General features: G+C 72.3%; 11 protein-coding genes, 1 pseudogene and 1 riboswitch. Of the genes and pseudogenes, 7 read left to right on the top strand and 5 right to left on the bottom strand.

All coding sequences use genetic code 11. The features are described from left to right. The first annotated feature begins 41 nt into the window (after positions 1-41). From ACIOGZ_RS37875 to ACIOGZ_RS37865, 3 genes and pseudogenes are all read left to right on the top strand, one after another. Positions 42-995, top strand: a complete 954-nt coding sequence (locus ACIOGZ_RS37875) for an EamA family transporter (RefSeq protein ID WP_363582077.1) — start codon at positions 42-44, stop codon at positions 993-995. A gap of 374 nt (positions 996-1,369) precedes the next feature. Beyond that, positions 1,370-1,549: pseudogene (locus ACIOGZ_RS37870) on the top strand (methyltransferase domain-containing protein); the annotation flags it as partial. A 320-nt stretch (positions 1,550-1,869) separates the two neighbouring features. Continuing rightward, the gene (locus ACIOGZ_RS37865; RefSeq protein ID WP_400989274.1) at positions 1,870-2,022 is read left to right on the top strand and encodes a hypothetical protein; all 153 of its coding nucleotides are present in this window, start codon (positions 1,870-1,872) and stop codon (positions 2,020-2,022) included. Between the two features lie 268 nt (positions 2,023-2,290). Here the strand turns inward: ACIOGZ_RS37865 and ACIOGZ_RS37860 are convergent, their stop codons facing one another. Next, positions 2,291-3,034: a TetR/AcrR family transcriptional regulator C-terminal domain-containing protein gene (locus ACIOGZ_RS37860; protein ID WP_400989262.1), complete on the bottom strand. Its 744-nt coding sequence runs from the start codon at positions 3,032-3,034 to the stop codon at positions 2,291-2,293. A gap of 138 nt (positions 3,035-3,172) precedes the next feature. On the opposite strand from ACIOGZ_RS37860, the gene ACIOGZ_RS37855 reads away from it, so the two are divergent. Then, positions 3,173-3,775, top strand: a complete 603-nt coding sequence (locus ACIOGZ_RS37855; RefSeq protein ID WP_363582081.1) for an NAD(P)H-dependent oxidoreductase — start codon at positions 3,173-3,175, stop codon at positions 3,773-3,775. A 114-nt stretch (positions 3,776-3,889) separates the two neighbouring features. Here the strand turns inward: ACIOGZ_RS37855 and ACIOGZ_RS37850 are convergent, their stop codons facing one another. The 4 genes from ACIOGZ_RS37850 to gcvT form a co-directional block, all read right to left on the bottom strand. Beyond that, positions 3,890-5,257, bottom strand: a complete 1,368-nt coding sequence (locus ACIOGZ_RS37850) for an L-serine ammonia-lyase (RefSeq protein WP_363582083.1) — start codon at positions 5,255-5,257, stop codon at positions 3,890-3,892. Positions 5,258-5,414: 157 nt separating this feature from the next. Further along, positions 5,415-6,683, bottom strand: a complete 1,269-nt coding sequence (gene glyA, locus ACIOGZ_RS37845; protein ID WP_363582085.1) for a serine hydroxymethyltransferase — start codon at positions 6,681-6,683, stop codon at positions 5,415-5,417. Between the two features lie 94 nt (positions 6,684-6,777). Next, complete coding sequence (gene gcvH, locus ACIOGZ_RS37840; protein WP_350884663.1) at positions 6,778-7,152, bottom strand: glycine cleavage system protein GcvH; 375 nt, start codon at positions 7,150-7,152, stop codon at positions 6,778-6,780. A gap of 195 nt (positions 7,153-7,347) precedes the next feature. Beyond that, positions 7,348-8,499 (bottom strand): glycine cleavage system aminomethyltransferase GcvT, encoded by a 1,152-nt coding sequence (gene gcvT / locus ACIOGZ_RS37835; protein ID WP_400806309.1) that lies wholly within the window; start codon positions 8,497-8,499, stop codon positions 7,348-7,350. Positions 8,500-8,700: 201 nt separating this feature from the next. Then, a riboswitch (glycine riboswitch) is annotated at positions 8,701-8,806 on the bottom strand. Positions 8,807-9,008: 202 nt separating this feature from the next. Between gcvT and ACIOGZ_RS37830 the strand changes: the two genes are divergently transcribed. The 3 genes from ACIOGZ_RS37830 to ACIOGZ_RS37820 all read left to right on the top strand — a co-directional run bounded on the left by ACIOGZ_RS37830 (position 9,009) and on the right by ACIOGZ_RS37820 (position 12,324). Continuing rightward, entirely contained in the window at positions 9,009-9,851 is an 843-nt protein-coding gene (locus ACIOGZ_RS37830) for an enhanced serine sensitivity protein SseB C-terminal domain-containing protein (RefSeq protein WP_363582088.1), read from the top strand. Positions 9,852-9,968: 117 nt separating this feature from the next. After that, positions 9,969-10,892, top strand: coding sequence for an enhanced serine sensitivity protein SseB C-terminal domain-containing protein (locus ACIOGZ_RS37825; protein WP_363582090.1), 924 nt, complete (start codon positions 9,969-9,971; stop codon positions 10,890-10,892). A gap of 442 nt (positions 10,893-11,334) precedes the next feature. Then, a complete protein-coding gene (locus tag ACIOGZ_RS37820; RefSeq protein ID WP_363582092.1) occupies positions 11,335-12,324 on the top strand; it encodes an ABC transporter permease in 990 nt (329 codons plus the stop codon). The last annotated feature ends 34 nt before the right edge of the window (positions 12,325-12,358 follow it).

The raw sequence follows: 12,358 nt of genomic DNA, 5'->3' as shown, positions 1-12,358 counted from the left end.
CCAACTCCCCTGACGGTCTTCGACGACGGAAGTTCACGACTGTGCCGAACCGCACCTCCACGCCCGCGCCCACCCGGCCCACCACCACCCCCACCGCCCGCCGCACCAGCCCGCTCGGCGGGCCGGTCCCGATCCTGGTCGCCGCACTGCTGTGGGGCACCACCGGGACGGCCAGCTCCCTCGCACCCGACGGCGCCCCTTCGGCGGGCATCGGCGCCGCCGCGCTGGTCCTCGGCGGACTCCTCCTCTTCCTCTCCACCCGCAGCGCCCGCGCGCTGCCCCGGGCCTGCGGCCGCCGGGAGCGGTGGCAACTCGCCGTCGGCGCCGTCGCGGTGGTCGGCTACCCGGTCACCTTCTACCCGGCGGTGACCCGCGCCGGGGTGGCGGTGGCCACCGTGATCGCACTGGGCAGTGCCCCCGTCTTCGCCGGCCTGCTCGGCTGGCTCACCCGGCAGGGGCGGCCGAGCGGCCGGTGGGCCGGTGCCACGGTGACGGCGGTCGTCGGCTGCGCCGTCCTGGTGCTGGGCCCCGAACTCACCGGCGACGGCGCGGCGGTGGACGCCGTGGGGGTGGCGCTGGCCGCGCTCTCCGGCCTCTCGTACGCCGTGTACTCGCTCGTCGGCGGGAGGCTCATCTCGCGCGGGCACCCGTCCGCCGGGGTGATGGGGGCGATGTTCGGCGCGGCCGCGCTGCTCGTCCTGCCGGTGCTGTTCCTCGGCGACCTGCGGTGGCTCGCCTCGCCGCGCGGCGCGGCGGTGGTGCTCCACCTCGCGGTGATCACCACCTTCCTCGCCTACCGCCTCTTCGGCCACGGGCTGCGCCGCACCTCCGCCCAGACCGCCACCACCCTCACCCTCGCCGAACCCGCCGTCGCCGCCCTCCTCGGCGTCGCCGTCCTCGGCGAACGCCTCCCCGCCGCCTCCTGGTGCGGCCTCGCCATCCTCGCCGCGGGCCTCGCCGTCCTCACCGTGCCCGTGGGCACCCGCCGCCGCTGACCTGCGGGTGCCCCCACGCGCAGGAAGTCGGACGGGCCGACTTCCTGCGCGGGTGCCGCTGGTCGGCGGTGCCTAGTGACCGGCCACCCGGCCCTCCGGTGCGGCCCTCCGGCGCCGCCCTCTGATCGCCGATGCCGTTCGGCGGTCGGCGGGCCAGCACGCCGTGCTTCACCCGCTCTTGCGTCGAACCGCTTGCCGCCGGGCGCCCCGCTTGGTGGGCTTGACCGCGTGGAGGAGACCACGGACGGCCGACCGCAGGCGACGTACGACCGCAGGCGACGTACGACCGCATCGGGGTCGGCTACCGCGCCATCCGCCGGCCCGATCCCCGACTGCACGCCCCGATCGGTGCCGCCCTCCAGAGGGCCCGGTCGGTGGTGAACGTCGGTGCGGGCGCCGGATCCTACGAGCCCGAGGGCGCCACCGTCACCGCAGTCGACCCCTCCCAGGTCATGCTCGACCAGCACCCGGGGCACCGGAAGGTCAAGGCCGGAGCCGAGCGACTGCCCTTCCCGGACGGCTCCTTCGATGCGGCGATGGCCGTCATGACCGTCCACCACTGGCCGGATCCCGAACGGGGCCTCGCGGAGCCGCGGCGGGTCGCCCGGCGGCAGGTCGTCTTCACCTGGGACCCGGCCCACCGTCCGCAACTGTGGCTGCTGGAGGAGTACCTGCCCGAGATCCGGGAGCTGGAGGAGAGCCGCTTCACGCCGCTGGCCCAGGTCGTCGACGCGCTGGACGCGCACACGGTGCTGCCCTTCCCCGTCCCGCACGATTTCACGGACGGTTACCAGATCGCCTACTGGCGGCGGCCCGAGTTCTACCTCGACCCGGTCGTCCGGCCGTCCGGCCGGCCGGCTCGACCTTCGCCCAGTTGCCGCCCGCGGTGGTGCGGCCGGCGATCGCCCGCTTGCGCGCCGACCTCGAATCCGGCGCCTGGCACCGCCGCCATGCCGAGCTCCTCGACCAGGAGCACATGGACTACGGGTACCGGCTGCTCATCGTGGGGGTGCTCTCCTCGGAGTAGGAAGTCGGACGGGCCGACTTTCTGCGCGCGAGGCTGGATAGCGCGTTCGCGCGGGGCCGGAGAAAATATATCGACCGGTCTACATAGGGTGCGTTCGTGGAGGGTTGGGGTGCGCAGGAAGTCGGCGGGGCCGACTTCCTGCGCAGGAGGTGCGTGGGGGTGCACCGAAGAGATAGACCGGTCTGCATATTCCGCACCTGGAATGTAGACCGGTCTACATAATTTCCTCCACCTGGGGGCCGGGTCGCGCTCGGATGCCCAGGCGCGCTCAGATGCCGAGGTGGGTGGCGATGCCGGTGAGGACGCAGTCGAGGCCGGTCTCGAACTGCCAGGTGGGGTCGTCCTTGCGGGTGGCCTCGTGGAGGTAGCGCTGGTAGGTGGGGTAGCGGCCGGTGTCCATCAGGAAGGACATCCGGGGGGCGAGGCCGGCGCGGGTCTCGTCACCGTCGGACCAGCCGTGCTCGCGCTGGAGGATGCGCAGGGCGAGCTCGGCGGCGACGGAGCCGTGGACGTAGCCGGTGACGGTGCGGAAGACCGCCATGGTGGTGTCGGCGTCCAGGCCGTGGTCGGCGAGGGCGGCGAAGGCGCGTTCGGGGATGGCGAGCTGGTTGGGGGTGAGGGGGACGGCGCCGGCGCGGACGACCCACGGGTGGGCCAGGTTCATGGCGCGCAGGTGGAGCGCCAGGGTGCGCATGGTGTCGCGCCAGCCGCTGGAGGGAGTGTCCAGGGAGAGTTCGCCGTAGACGAAGTCGACCATCAGGTCGATGAGTTCGTCCTTGCCGGAGACGTACCGGTAGGCGGCCATCGGGGCGACGCCGAGGGTGGTGGCGAGTCGGCGCATGGTGACGGCGTCGAGGCCTTCGGCGTCGGCGATCGCGATCGCGGCCTCGGCGATCCGCTGCGGGGTGAGGGTGGTGCGCGGCGCGGGGGCCGGGCGGGCGAGGCGCTCCCAGAGCGAGGCCTGGGGCTTGGTCTGGTCGTCGTCCCCGGTGGGGGCCTGCTGGGCGGGCATGACGGCGGGCTCCTTCCGGCTGGGGTTCCCACCGTACCACCGGCGTGTACGGCGTATCGGGAGTAGACGGCGTACGCGCCGATGTGTACGTTGCATCCGGAAGATACGTTGTACACATCGTCCCGGAGGGGGATGTTCATGGCCAAGGACGTTTCGGAGAAGAGCCTGAAGGTCGCGGTCGTCGTCGGCAGCACTCGGAGCGGCCGGTTCGCGCCCGTCGTCGCCGACTGGCTGCTCGGCCACCTCGGCGCGCGCGGCGACATGACCGCCGACCTGATCGATCTGGTCGAGACCCCGCTGCCGACCACCTTCCCGTCCTTCGGTGGTGAACTGGAGCCGGGCGCAGCCGAGTTGCTCGCTGCCGTCACGCCCCGGCTGGAGGCTGCCGACGCCTTCGTGGTCGTCACGCCCGAGTACAACCACAGCTTCCCGGCCCCGCTGAAGAACGCCATCGACTGGCACAACAGCCAGTGGCACGGCAAGCCGGTCGGCTTCGTCTCCTACGGCGGCCTCTCCGGCGGTCTGCGCGCCGTCGAGCAACTGCGAGTGGTGCTCGCCGAGTTGAACGCCATGACGATTCGCAACACGGTCAGCTTCCACGGCGCCGCCCAGTGCTTCGGCGTCGACGGCAAGCCGCTCGACCCGGCCGCCGACGCCGCCGCCAAGGCCATGCTCGACCAACTCGCCTGGTGGGCGGAGGCGTTGCGGGACGCCCGGCGCGTCCGCCCGTTCGCGGCCTGAGCACGCGCCTCGGGACGCCTCGGGACGCCTCGGGGTGCTCGGGGCGACTCGGGACGCCCCGGAACGCCGAGAGCCCCCGGACGGGTCCGGGGGCTCAGGCGACAGCGGGTGTGATCAGCACTCGATGACGTTGACGGCGAGGCCGCCGCGCGAGGTCTCCTTGTACTTGATCTTCATGTCGGCGCCGGTCTCCTTCATCGTCTTGATCGCCTTGTCGAGCGAGACGTGGTGCCGGCCGTCGCCGCGCAGGGCCATCCGGGCGGCGGTGACGGCCTTGACGGAGGCCATGCCGTTGCGCTCGATGCAGGGGATCTGGACGAGCCCGCCGACCGGGTCGCAGGTGAGGCCGAGGTTGTGCTCGATGCCGATCTCGGCGGCGTTCTCGACCTGTTCGGGGGTGCCGCCGAGGACCTCGGCGAGGCCGCCGGCGGCCATCGAGCAGGCGGAGCCGACCTCGCCCTGGCAGCCGACCTCGGCGCCGGAGATGGAGGCGTTCTCCTTGAAGAGCATGCCGATGGCGCCGGCCGCGAGGAGGAAGCGGACGATGCCGTCCTCGTCGGCGCCCGGGATGAAGTTCAGGTAGTAGTGCAGGACGGCGGGGATGATCCCGGCCGCGCCGTTGGTCGGAGCGGTGACCACCCGGCGGCCGGAGGCGTTCTCCTCGTTGACCGCCATCGCGTAGAGGGTCACCCACTCCATCGCGTTGGCCGGGCCGATGCCCTCGGCGCGCATCGCGCGGGCGGCGGCGGCGGCGCGGCGGCGGACCTTGAGGCCACCGGGCAGGATCCCCTCGCGGGACATTCCGGCCCGCACGCACTCCTGCATGACCTGCCAGATCTCCAGCAGCCCGGTCCGGATCTCCTCCTCGGAGCGCCAGGCCTTCTCGTTCTCCAGCATCAGGCCGGAGATCGACAGCCCGGTCTCCCGGGTGAGCCGCAGCAGCTCCTCGCCGGTGCGGAAGGGGTAGCGCAGCGCGGTGTCGTCGGGCTTGACCCGGTCCGCGCCGATGGCGTCCTCGTCGACGACGAAGCCGCCGCCGACCGAGTAGTAGGTCTTCTCCAGCAGCGTGGAGCCGTCCGCCGCGTACGCCCAGATGGTCATGCCGTTGGCGTGGTACGGCAGCGAGCGGCGGCGGTGCAGGACCACCTGGGTGCCCGGGTCGAAGTCGATGGGGTGGGTGCCGAGGAGGTTGAGCCGCTTCTCGGTGGTGATCCGCTCGACGTCCTTGTCCGCCTGGTCGACGTCGACCGTGCGGGGGGAGTTGTTCTCCAGGCCGAGCAGGACGGCCTTCGGGGTGCCGTGGCCGTGGCCGGTGGCGCCCAGCGAGCCGTACAGCTCGGCGCGCACGCTCGCCACCTCGGCGAGCAGGTCCTCGGACCGCAGGCGCCGGGCGAACATCCGGGCGGCACGCATCGGGCCGACGGTGTGGGAGCTCGACGGGCCGATGCCGATGGAGAAGAGGTCGAAGACGCTGAGGGCCACGGGGGACGTCCTTGTCTGTCTCGTGGAAGGACTGGCGGGCGGGGGACGACACGGGTCGGGGCACCGCGCGCACTGTCCAGTGTGCGCGGTGCCCCGGGATCCCAGGTGCCGTGGCGGGGTGAGGCCGGTCACCCCGCCCGAACGATCACCGCGGTGATCAGAGGTTCGGGTAGAGCGGGTACTTCTCGGCCAGCGCGGTGACGCGGGCCTTGAGCGCGGTGGCGGCGTCCTCGTCGAAGGCGGGCTTGAGCGCCTCGGCGATGATGTCGGCGACCTCGCGGAAGTCCTCGGCCTGGAAGCCGCGGGTGGCGAGCGCGGGGGTGCCGATGCGCAGGCCGGAGGTGACCATCGGCGGCCGCGGGTCGTTCGGGACGGCGTTGCGGTTGACCGTGATGCCGACCTCGTGCAGGCGGTCCTCGGCCTGCTGGCCGTCGAGCTGGCTGTTGCGCAGGTCGACCAGGACCAGGTGCACGTCGGTGCCGCCGGACAGCACCGAGGCGCCGGCCTCGGCGACGTCGGCCTGGAGCAGGCGCTCGGCGAGGATCTTGGCGCCCTCCAGGGTGCGCTGCTGGCGCTCCTTGAACTCCTCGGACGCGGCGACCTTGAAGGCGACGGCCTTGCCGGCGATCACGTGCTCCAGCGGGCCGCCCTGCTGGCCGGGGAACACCGCGGAGTTGATCTTCTTGGCGTACTCGGCCTTGGACAGGATGACACCGCCGCGCGGGCCGCCCAGGGTCTTGTGGGTGGTGGTGGTGACCACGTCCGCGTACGGCACCGGGTTGGGGTGCAGGCCGGCGGCGACCAGGCCGGCGAAGTGCGCCATGTCCACCATCAGCAGCGCGCCGACCTCGTCGGCGACCCGGCGGAACGCGGCGAAGTCCAGCTGGCGCGGGTAGGCGGACCAGCCGGCGATGATCAGCTTCGGCTGGTGCTCCTTGGCCAGGCGCTCGACCTCGGCCATGTCGACCTGGCCGGTCTTCTCGTCCACGTGGTACGCGGCCACGTTGTAGAGCTTGCCGGAGAAGTTGATCTTCATGCCGTGGGTCAGGTGACCGCCGTGGGCCAGGTCCAGGCCCAGGATGGTGTCGCCCGGCTTGATCAGCGCGAACATCGCGGCGGCGTTGGCCTGCGCGCCCGAGTGCGGCTGGACGTTGGCGTGCTCGGCGCCGAACAGGGCCTTGATGCGGTCGATCGCGATCTGCTCGACCACGTCGACGTGCTCGCAGCCGCCGTAGTAGCGGCGGCCGGGGTAGCCCTCGGCGTACTTGTTGGTGAGCACCGAGCCCTGGGCCTCCATGACCGCCACCGGGGCGAAGTTCTCGGAGGCGATCATCTCCAGGGTGGTCTGCTGGCGGTGCAGCTCGGCGTCGACCGCGGCGGCGATCTCCGGGTCGAGGGAGTGCAGGGACTGGTTCAGAACCGTCATGGTGTGGTCTTCCCGGGAGGAGAGAGACGGGAGCGGAGAAGGGGGGAGCCTGGCGGGGCGGCCGCCGCGCTGCGACCGCCCCGTCACGAGCGGGTCAGCCGCCGATGAAGGCGGTGTACTCGTCCGCGCTGAGCAGCTCGTCGGTGGACTCCACCTGGACCTTGAACAGCCAGCCGCCCTCGAACGGGGCGCTGTTGACCAGGCTGTTGTCGTCCAGGACGTCCTGGTTGATCTCGACGATCTTCCCGGTCACCGGGGAGAACAGGTCGCTGACCGACTTGGTGGACTCCAGCTCGCCACAGGACTCGCCCGCGGTCACGTCGGCGCCGACCTCGGGCAGCTGCACGTAGACGATGTCACCGAGCGCGTCGGCCGCGTGGGCGGTGATGCCGACCGTGGAGACACCGCCCTCGACGGCGGTCAGCCACTCGTGCTCCTTGGTGTACTGCAGGTGCTGGGGGTTGCTCATGGCGTCATTCTCCAGGATGGGAAGCGGGTACGACGAAGCGGGCCGCCGCACGGACGGCTTCGACGCGGATCAGGCGTGGTTCGGGCCTGGGCCAGGCCTGGGTCAGACCTGGATCAGGCGTGGCTCAAGCCCGGGTCGGGCATGGTGCAGGCCCGGGTCCACGGGGTCTACGGGGTCTACGGGGAGGGCGGGGCCTCAGCGGCCGCGCTTGTAGAACGGCAGCGCCACGACCTCGACCGGCTCGTGCTTGCCGCGCACGTCCACCGCGACGGCGGTGCCGGGGGCGGCGTGGGCCGCGTCCACGTAGGCGATCGCGATCGGCCGGCCCAGGGTCGGGGACGGGGCGCCCGAGGTGATCCGGCCGATCGGGGCGCCGTCGGCGGAGACCACGGTGTACTCGGCGCGCGGGACGCGCTTGCCCTCGGAGACCAGGCCGACCAGCACCCGCGGCGGGTTGGCCTCGGCCTCGGCGGCGGCCTTCTCCAGCGCCTTGCGGCCGACGAAGGTGCCCTCGTTGGTGGTCTTGTCGAAGCGCACGACCCGGCCCAGGCCCGCGTCGAACGGGGTCAGGTCGGTGGAGAGCTCGTGCCCGTACAGCGGCATGCCGGCCTCCAGGCGCAGCGTGTCGCGGCACGACAGGCCGCACGGGACCAGGCCGCGGCCCTCGCCGGCGGCGGTCAGCGCCTGCCAGACCCCCTCGGCGTCGCCCGGGTTGCAGAAGATCTCGAAGCCGTCCTCGCCGGTGTAGCCGGTCCGGGCGAGCAGCACGTCGCGGCCGGCGACCTGGGCCGGGAGGATCGCGTAGTACTTCAGGCCGGGCAGGTCGGCGTCGGTGGTCCCGGCCAGGATCGCGGTGGCCTCCGGGCCCTGGACGGCGATCAGCGCGTAGGTGTCGCGGTCGTCCGTGACGACGGCGTCGAAGCCCTTGGCGCGGGCGATCAGCTCGTCCAGCACCAGCTGGGCGTTGGAGGCGTTGGCGACGACCAGGAAGGCGTCCTCGCGCAGGCGGTAGACGATCAGGTCGTCCAGGATGCCGCCGTCCTCGGCGCAGATCATGGTGTAGCGGGCGCGCAGCACGCCCAGCGCGGAGACGAAGCCGACCAGCGCGTGGTCCAGCATCTCGCCGGCCTGCTGGCCGGTGACGGTGATCTCGCCCATGTGGGAGAGGTCGAACAGTCCGGCCCGGGTGCGGACGGCGAGGTGTTCCTCGCGCTCGCTGCCGTAGCGCAGCGGCATGTCCCAGCCGGCGAAGTCGGTCATGGTCGCGCCGAGGGCGCGGTGCAGCGCGTCGAGCGCGGTGAGGCGGAGGGACGACATGGCCTGGAACTCCTCGGTCTGGGCACTCATGGGTGCACGCGCCGGAACCGGACCCGCTCGGGGGCCGACCCTGCGCGCGGGCATGCGGCGGCGTGGGTCTCCCCATCTGTCGTCGAACCTGAGAGCTTCACCGCCCACCTGCCCGCAGCTGTTTCCAGCATCCAGGACAGCATGGTGGCTTGCACCGTGGGTGGGCGCGCGACAGGGCCGTGCGCCACTTTCCAGATGTGCCTAACCCGTGCGGTAAGGGGGCCTGAGAGATTCCGGGGAGGAGTTGCTCCTTCGGCGCCGGCTGTGCCGCCTGACGGGGCACTCCGGGCTCTCCCGCGCGGGTTCGAGCGGCCGGTATGGAGTTGTCGGTCCGCCGGCGCGCCGCGCCGTCGAACGCGCACATCATGGCACGTCCGCGCCGACGACGGGAGAGGGGACCCGGTCACACCGCGCCACCGCGAACCGGCGCCCCCGGGGCGTGCGCCCTAGACTGCTGCGCGTCGGCGCAGCAGAGGGCGGCCGACCGGCAGAGGGCGGATCAGGCGCGCATGGGGTACCCGGTGGAGCAGCAGCAGGGGTGGGGCGGGCCGGAGTCGGCGCCGCCGGGCGGCGGGTGGCCGGCCAACGAGCTGGAGCAGGTGCTGACCGCCGCGCTGGGCGATCCGGGTGCGACGCCGCGGGTGATCGAGGTGCTGGCCCGCAGCCAGGTGTGGATCCCGCTGCCGGCCGGCGGCGACCCGCGGGGGCCCGCGCTGGACCTGCCGACCATCGAGCTGGCCGGCGAGCCGTACGTGCCGGTGTTCTCCTCGCAGGAGGTGTTCCTGCGGCAGGCGCCGGGGATGGCCTTCGCGGTGGCGCCGGTCTGGGAGTTCGCCCGCGGGCTGCCGCTGGGCGTGGGCATCGCGGTCAACCCGGAGGCGGCGGTGGGCATCCCGGTGCCGCCGCAGGGTGTGGCGGAGCTGCGGCGCGGCCCGCGCGAGGAGCGCCTGGCCGACCAGGAGCAGAGCCAGAGTCAGAACCAGAACCAGAACCAGGGACAGGGCCCGGAGGCGCCGACCGGTGGCCGGGTGGCGCTGCGCGAGCCGGTGCCGGGGGAGGACCCGGAGCACTTCCTGGCCGCCTGCCGGGCCGAACTGTCCGCCCTGCCCGGAGTGTTGACCGCGCGCCGGGCGCTCGCCAGCATCGAGGGCGAGCCGACCGTGATGTTCGTGGGCGTCCAGCTGGACCAGACGGCCCCGGCCGACCCGGGTGCGGTGAACGAGGCGCTCGGCCGCGCGCTGGGAACCGCGCCGCTGCCGGGGGGCGTCCACCTCGTACTGCTCGATCTCGCCGATGACCCGGTGGTCGAGTGGCTGCTCACCCGGGTACTCCCTTTCTACGCGCGGGGTTGAGCGGGGTTCGTATCGGAGGCACGTCGCCGTGGCGGTGGCCGGTGCCGCGCCATAGGGTGCGTGCAGACGGCCGACGGGTCGGCAGGCTTGAGGAATGAGGCGCGGCGAGGTGGGCGCATGAGTGCGGGAGCGGTAGCGGGCGGTGCACCGGGGCCCTGGGGCCAGGCACCCGCCGGGCGCCCCGGAGCGGATCCGGGCGCGCTGGAGCGCGCCCTGCGCGAGGTCGCGCCGGAGCGCTACGAGGCGTACGAGCAACTGCTGCACGCACTGGCCGACGGCCAGGTCTGGATGCTGCTGTGGCACGGTGCGCCGGGCAGCGCTGACGCCCAGTACGGGAACATGGAGATCAGCGGCCACGGCTACGCGCCGGCCGTCACCTCGTCCGAGCAGTTGGCGTCGTCCGGCTGGGCGCGGGCCCACGAGGTCATCTCCGGGCGGGAGATCGCCGCTTCGCTGTACCGGACCCGCTGGGGCCTGTGGCTCAACCCGCACGCGCCCGGCGGCGGGGTCGGGGTGCCCTGGGCGGACCTGCGGCGGATCGCCGCGGGCCTGGAGCGGCTGCCGGCCGGGCCGTTGAAGCTGAGCGAGCCGCAGCTGAACGCCCAGCCGTTCTTCGCGCTCCTGGAGCGGCAGGCCGGTGAGGTGCGCGCGGTGCGGGCGCTGCGCCGGGCCTGGGTGCAGCCGGCCGTGGGGGAGCCGTACCTGGCGATCGGCCTGGAGCTGTACGAGAGTTCACCGCCGGCGGTGGAGGCCGTGCGGGCGCTGATGCAGCGGGCGATCGCGGTGGCCCCGGAGGGGCTGGCGGTGTCCACGGTGGCGATGGCGGACGAGTACGACCCGGTGGCGCTGTGGATGCGGGCCCATGCGCGCCCGTTCTTCGACCGGGAGGCGGGGCGGCCGCCGACCGGCCCGTACCCGCCGGTGCCGCCTCCGCCGTACCCCGCGCAGCAGGGGCCGGGCTACGGCTACGGCACGCAGCAGCCCGCGCAGGGCTGGACCGGGCAGCCGCAGCAGCCGTGGCCCGGATACCCGGGGCGCTGACAACCAAAACCTTTTTCCAGAAGCCGACTTGATCTTGCATCAGGTCGGCTTCGGTGCTTTCCAGACGAACTTCCGGCCGTTACCGTCGATCATCTTGACATGCCAGTTACAGCCGTGTGAAGAGGGATATGCCGAAGACGGAGGAGGTGCATGCGCACAGATCACAGTTGGGCATCTGTCGGTTGTCAGGGCTGGCGCAAGCCAGTTCGGATGGCAGAGAGTTCTGCGCAACGCACCGCGCGTACTGGGAACCCCACGAAGGTGAACGCGCACGCCGACCGCCAGAACCACGCGAAGCCCATCCCGCGTTGGGGCAGTACCCGTGCACGACGTACTGCCGCGAACACCCGTTCCAAGCACCTCCGCACGTCCGCAGCCGTACCGCCGAACCGGTGACCGGCGCCCGTGGGCCGGCCACCGTCGGCGAGGGGACCAACTGACCATGACCGCACCCATCGCAACCACCGGGAACGAACCGGAGGCACCCGCCCCCGCGAGCCCGGCCAAGAAGATCGAGGGCCGCTCCCTCGGCCAGATCGCCTGGACCCGCTTCAAGCGCGACAAACTCGCCGTCGCCGGCGGCGTCGTGGTGATCCTGCTGATCCTGCTGGCCGTACTGGCCAAGCCCATCGAGGCCCTGTTCGGCCTCGACCCCGACGCCCTGAACCAGGACCTGCTCGACGCCAACCTGGGCGGCATCCCGCTCGGTGACTGGGGCGGGATGAGCTGGGACCACCCGCTCGGCGTCGACCCGCTCCAGGGCCGCGACCTGCTCTCCCGCGTGATCGAGGGCTCCTGGGTCTCCCTGCTGGTCGCCTTCGGCGCGACCCTGTTGTCGAACACGATCGGCACCGTGCTCGGTGTCATGGCCGGCTACTACGGCGGCTGGGTGGACACCGTGATCAGCCGCGTCATGGACGTCTTCCTCGCCTTCCCGCTGCTGCTCTTCGCCATCGCGATCTCGACCTCGCTGCAGGGCGGCGCGTTCGGCCTGCACGGCCTCCCGCTGCACATCATGGTGCTGATCTTCGTGATCGGCTTCTTCAACTGGCCCTACATGGGCCGGATCGTGCGCGGACAGACGCTGTCGCTGCGCGAGCGGGAGTTCGTCCACGCGGCCCGCAGCCTGGGCGCCCGCGGCCCGTTCATCCTGTTCAAGGAACTGCTGCCGAACCTGGTCGGTCCGATCCTGGTCTACTCGACCCTGCTGATCCCGACCAACATCCTCTTCGAGGCGGGCCTCAGCTTCCTCGGCGTCGGCATCCAGCCGCCGCAGGCCTCCTGGGGCGGGATCCTCCAGGACGCGATCAAGTACTACCAGGTGGACCCCCAGTACATGGTGGTCCCCGGTCTGGCGATCTTCCTCACCGTGCTCGCCTTCAACCTGCTCGGCGACGGGCTGCGTGACGCCCTCGATCCCAAGAGCAACTGACGCAACGTCAGGCCCTCCCTCCTTCCCATCCTCA

This window comes from Kitasatospora sp. NPDC088160 (assembly GCF_044741445.1).
In the GTDB taxonomy this organism is placed as follows: domain Bacteria; phylum Actinomycetota; class Actinomycetes; order Streptomycetales; family Streptomycetaceae; genus Kitasatospora.
This window is presented reverse-complemented; position numbering and strand designations above follow the sequence as displayed.